This window comes from Frankia sp. R82 (assembly GCF_023716925.1).
Taxonomy (GTDB): domain Bacteria; phylum Actinomycetota; class Actinomycetes; order Frankiales; family Frankiaceae; genus Frankia.
In genome coordinates, this window is sequence record NZ_JAMQQG010000266.1 from 1 (window position 1) to 4929 (window position 4929).

Annotated in this window: 5 protein-coding genes, 1 pseudogene and 1 riboswitch; of the genes and pseudogenes, 5 read left to right on the forward strand and 1 reads right to left on the reverse strand. The window is 72.4% G+C overall.

All coding sequences use genetic code 11. The features are described 5' to 3' along the window. The 5 genes and pseudogenes from ND747_RS19955 to ribH all read left to right on the forward strand — a co-directional run. Nucleotides 1-364, forward strand: a pseudogene (locus ND747_RS19955) (hypothetical protein); the annotation flags it as partial. A gap of 9 nt (nt 365-373) precedes the next feature. Beyond that, nucleotides 374-1063 carry a ribulose-phosphate 3-epimerase gene (rpe, locus tag ND747_RS19960; protein WP_251735355.1) on the forward strand — a complete coding sequence of 230 codons (690 nt, stop codon included), beginning with the start codon at nt 374-376 and terminating at the stop codon, nt 1061-1063. 100 nt (nt 1064-1163) lie between these two features. After that, a riboswitch (FMN riboswitch) is annotated at nt 1164-1295 on the forward strand. A gap of 137 nt (nt 1296-1432) precedes the next feature. Then, nucleotides 1433-2209 carry a riboflavin synthase gene (locus ND747_RS19965; protein ID WP_251735361.1) on the forward strand — a complete coding sequence of 259 codons (777 nt, stop codon included), beginning with the start codon at nt 1433-1435 and terminating at the stop codon, nt 2207-2209. Continuing rightward, nucleotides 2206-3570 (forward strand): bifunctional 3,4-dihydroxy-2-butanone-4-phosphate synthase/GTP cyclohydrolase II, encoded by a 1365-nt coding sequence (locus ND747_RS19970; protein WP_251735357.1) that lies wholly within the window; start codon nt 2206-2208, stop codon nt 3568-3570. Before ND747_RS19965 ends, ND747_RS19970 begins: the two co-directional genes overlap by 4 nt. After that, complete coding sequence (gene ribH, locus ND747_RS19975; protein WP_251735359.1) at nt 3567-4049, forward strand: 6,7-dimethyl-8-ribityllumazine synthase; 483 nt, start codon at nt 3567-3569, stop codon at nt 4047-4049. Before ND747_RS19970 ends, ribH begins: the two co-directional genes overlap by 4 nt. Nucleotides 4050-4169: 120 nt before the next feature. On the opposite strand, the gene ND747_RS19980 is transcribed toward ribH, so the two are convergent. Next, entirely contained in the window at nt 4170-4559 is a 390-nt protein-coding gene (locus tag ND747_RS19980) for a hypothetical protein (RefSeq protein WP_251735360.1), read from the reverse strand. Nucleotides 4560-4929: the final 370 nt, after the last annotated feature.

The following is a 4929-nucleotide window of genomic DNA, read 5'->3' on the forward strand; positions in this document are numbered from 1 at the left end:
AGTCCCATTGATCATCTACACCGCGACGGGCAGCGTGTCGCTGGCCGGGTTCGCGTTCCTGCTCGAATGGCTGCCGCTGCAGAGCGCGCTGCTCGTCGCCGCCGCGGATCTGGTGCGCCCCGGCGGAGTGGTCGCCTATGCCACCTGCTCGCCGCATCCGGCCGAGACCAGCGAGGTGGTCCGTCGGGTCGCCGGGCAGCGTCCGGAACTGTCCCTGCTCAACGCGCCGCGCGTTCTCGCCGAAACGGTCGGTTCCGCCGCGGCCGGGCTGGGGCTCGGGGACGGCCCGTTCGGGCAGCTGTGGCCACACCGGCACGGCACCGACGCCATGTTCGTCGCGTTGCTGCGGGTGGGCCCTCGATAGTCTCGTTCGGTGGCCACCGCACAGATCTATCCCAGCATGCTCGCCGCTGATTTCGGTCGGATCGCCGAGGCGGCGCATGCCGTCGAGGGTCGGGCGGACTGGCTCCATGTCGACGTCATGGACTATCACTTCGTCCCGAACCTGGCGTTCTCCCCGGACACGGTGACCGCCCTGCGCGCGGCGACGCGGACCCCGCTCGACTGCCATCTCATGATCGCCGATCCGGACCGCTGGGCCGCCGACTACGCCGAGCGGGGCGCCGCGAACGTCACCATCCACGCCGAGGCCGTCGATGACCTGCCCCGGACCACCGCGTCGATCCGCGCGGCCGGTGCCCGTACCGGACTCGCCGTGAAGCCGAACACCCCGGTCGAGCGCTATCTCGACGATCTGCACCGGTTCGACCTGCTGCTGCTCATGACGATCGAGCCCGGCTTCGGCGGTCAGACGTTCATGACCGAGGTACTGCCCAAGATCGCCGCGGCCCGCCGCCTGCTCGACGACCGCGGTCTGGACCTGTGGCTGCAGATCGACGGCGGGGTCAACGAGCGGACGATCGAGGCCGCCGCCGCCGCCGGAGTGGACGTGTTCGTCGCCGGCACGGCCGTCTTCGGCGCGGACGACCCCGGTGAGGCGGTGGAGAAACTGCGGGCCCAGGCCCTGCGGGTCGCCCCCCGTCTCACACCGCCCGGCCCCTGACCACCCCTGATCCCGCCCTGATCATCATGATTCCGGTCACATGTTCGGGGCGGGCGCGGTCCCGCTTCGTATGTAAAAATGGGGTAGCACAGCCAGTTGCACGCGCGCTCCGGGGTCGGTGAAATTCCGAGCCGGCGGTGATAGTCCGCGACCCACACCCAGTAGTTCGGATGTGGTTGATCCGGTGGAATTCCGGGACCGACGGTCAAAGTCCGGATGGGAGGATGCGCGCGGGCCCATGGCGCCCGCATGCGCGGTGGCATTTGCCGCCGTGGTGTGGGTGCGCGCCGGCCTGAGCCCGCCGGCAGGTCCCGCGTGGTTTCCCCCATGGCCGGGGAGCGGTGCCCGGGACCGAAGGGCACGGGTCGGATGTTCACCGGCATCGTCGAGGAGCTCGGCGTCGTCACCGCGGTAGATGCGCGGTCAGCGGCAGCCTCGCTCACCATTTCCTGTCGCACCGTCCTTGCGGACGCGGTCCACGGCGCGTCCATCGCCGTCAACGGCGTCTGTCTGACCGTGACCAGCATGTTGCGCGACGGTGTCGCCCTCGACGAAACCGCGAGTCGGGCCGGCCCGGCCGGCATACCGACGGGTGCCACGGCGTTCATCGCGGACGTGATGCACGAAACGCTCGTGCGCTCGTCACTGGGCGAGCTCGCGGTCGGTGACCGGGTCAACCTGGAGCGCCCCGTGCGCCTGTCCGACCGGCTCGGTGGCCATCTGGTGCAGGGCCATGTGGACGGTGTCGGCGTCGTGCTCGACCGTCAGGTCGCCGAGCACTGGGAGCTGGTCCGCCTCGCCCTGCCGGCGGGGCTGGACCGCTATCTCGTCGAAAAGGGCTCGGTGACGGTCGACGGTGTGAGCCTCACCGTCGTCGAGGTGGTCCCGGCGCACGGCGACGCCCCGGCGTCGTTCACCGTGAGCCTCATCCCCACCACGCTCGAGGACACCACGCTCGGTCACCGGGCGCCCGGTTCACGGGTCAACCTCGAGGTCGACGTCCTGGCGAAGTACGTCGAGAAGCTGCATGCCGGCGTGGCCGGCACCGTCGCACCGACCGCGACCCTCGCGCCGGTCGGCACCTCCGCACCGGCAGGCGTCTCCGACCCGACCGGTACTCCCGAACCGAACGGACTTCCGCGATGACCACAGGCAGTCAGGGCGAGGACGTGCTCTTCGCCGACATCGAGGCCGCGCTCGTCGAGTTCGCCGCCGGGCGCCCGCTCGTCGTCGTCGACGACGCCGACCGGGAGAACGAGGGCGACCTCATCTTCGCCGCCGAGGCCGCCACGCCGGAGCTGGTCGCCTTCATGACCCGCTACACGTCCGGGGTCATCTGCGTGCCGATGGACCCGGCCGACACCGACCGGCTCGAACTCGACCAGATGGTGCCGCACAACACCGAACGGATGGGCACCGCGTTCACCATCAGCGTCGACGCCCGCGAGGGCGTGACCACCGGCATCTCCGCGGCCGACCGGGCCCGCACCATCCGGCTGCTCGCCGGCGCCGACACCACCCCCGGTGACCTGAGCCGCCCCGGCCACATCTTCCCGCTGCGGGCCAAGGACGGCGGGGTGCTGCGTCGCCCCGGCCACACCGAGGCCGCCGTCGACCTCGCCCGGCTGTCCGGCCTGCGCCCGGCCGGCGCGATCTGCGAGATCGTCAACGACGACGGGACGATGGCCCGCCTGCCCGAACTCGTCGCGTTCGCCCGCGAGCACGGCCTGCTGCTGATCACGATCGCTGATCTCATCGCCTACCGGCGCCGCACCGAGAAGCAGATCGTCCGGGTCGCCGAGGCGTCCATCCCCACCCGGTACGGCCTGTTCCGTGCCGTCGGTTTCCGCAGCATCCTCGACGGTGTGGAGCACATCGCGCTGATCCGCGGCGAGCTCGGCGACGGCGAGAGCGTGCTCACCCGGGTGCACAGCGAGTGCCTCACCGGCGACGTGTTCGGCTCGCGGCGCTGCGACTGCGGCACCCAGCTCGACGCCGCCCTGCGCCTGGTCGCCACCGAGGGTCGTGGTGTCGTGCTCTACATGCGCGGGCACGAGGGCCGCGGCATCGGCCTCATGCACAAGCTGCGCGCCTACCAGCTGCAGGACGCCGGCCACGACACCGTCGACGCGAACCTGGCGCTCGGCCTGCCCGCGGACGCCCGCGACTACGGCACCGGGGCGCAGATCCTCGTCGACCTCGGCGTGCGCGGCATCCGGCTGCTGTCGAACAACCCGACCAAGCGGGCCGGCCTGGAGGGCTATGGGCTGCGCATCGTCGAGCTGATCGCCATGCCGGTCAACCACACCCCGGAGAACCTGCGCTACCTGACCACCAAGCGGGACCGGATGGGCCACCTGTTGCCCGGTCTGCCGGTGCTGCCCGACCTGCCGCTGGCCGTCGGCGAGGACGCGCCGTCCACCGTCCGGCCCCGCCCGGGTTCGGGCCCAGCCCTGGTGTCCGCGCTTCCCGCTGGTGAGCTGTCCGTTGAGGGGGAGGGGCTGTGAGCGGCCACGGTGCACCGGCCGAGGTGCTGCCGGCCGCCGCCGGCCTGAGCCTGGCGATCGTCGCCACCCGCTGGCACGCCGAGATCACCGACGCCCTGCTCGCCGGCGCGCTGCGGGCCGCCAAGGACGCCGGCGTGACCGGCGAACCGACGATCGTGCGGGTCGCGGGCGCCATCGAGCTGCCCGTGGTCGTGGCCGCGCTCGCGCAGCGCCACGACGCCGTCGTCGCGCTCGGGGTCGTCATCCGCGGTGGAACGCCGCATTTCGACTATGTCTGCCAGTTCGTCACCGCCGCGCTGGCCCGGATCACCGTCGACGCGCAGGTCCCCGTCGGGTTCGGCGTGCTCACCTGTGACACCGCCGAACAGGCCCGCGACCGGGCCGGCCTGCCCGGATCCCGCGAGGACAAGGGCCGCGAGGCGGCACTCGCCGCTCTCGAGACCGCCGCTGTCCTGCGCGATCTCGCCCCCGTCGGCTGAGCAGGGGGATCCTGCCCGCTGCGATGTCGGCGCCACGCTGAGCGGGGATGTGTCCCGCATTCACACGGACGGTGCGAGGCCGATCCGTCCTGGTGACATGACCTCGGTATGGTGATGTCATCACGTGGCGATTCCGAGTGGATCGGGTGTGTCGGCGGTGGGTTCGCCGCTCGTGGTCCGGGTTTCGGCAGTTCCGCTGTCTGCGGAATCCCTGTCGGGACGGTTCGGCCGCGAGACGGTTGACGTCACGTCGTGGCGCCCCGATCGTGCCTCGGCGTCGTCCGACTGGGCCGATCCGGTGGTGAGGGCGAGGTGGCACGGATGGCGGGTCATGGCGGCGACCGCAATGACGACGACCCGCAGGCCGAATCGGCCACCCGAGCCCCCGGTGGCGGCGGCCAGGGCGGTGACGCGCGCCCGATCTCGCTGCTCGGGCTGCGCCTGACCGACACCCAGTCCCCCCGGGATGCCATGGTCACCCGGCGCACCGTCCGTCCCCGCCCCGCCCACACCACGGCCCCGCCCCGCACCCCCGACCCAGGCCCGACCCTGCCCCCAGCCTCCGCCTACCCGCCTCCCCCGCCCCCGTCCCCGCCATCTCCTCCTCCGCCGTCTCCCTCGACTGCCCCGGTCACGTCGCCGCCGCCCGCGTCAGCTCCGCCGCGGTCCGCCTCCGCGTCGGCGTTCCTGTCGCCGCTCGGATGGGCGCCCGGGCCTGCCGCGTCCGCGGGGGAAAGCGGCCACCCTTCCGGCTCCGACCCCAGCGGTGAGCCCGGAGCCGACGAAGGGCTCGGGGCGGCCCCCGTCCCAGGCGTCGGTGGTGCTGCGGCACCGGTTGCCGCCGTCGGCGCTGGTCATCGAGCTCACCGAGGACACCCTG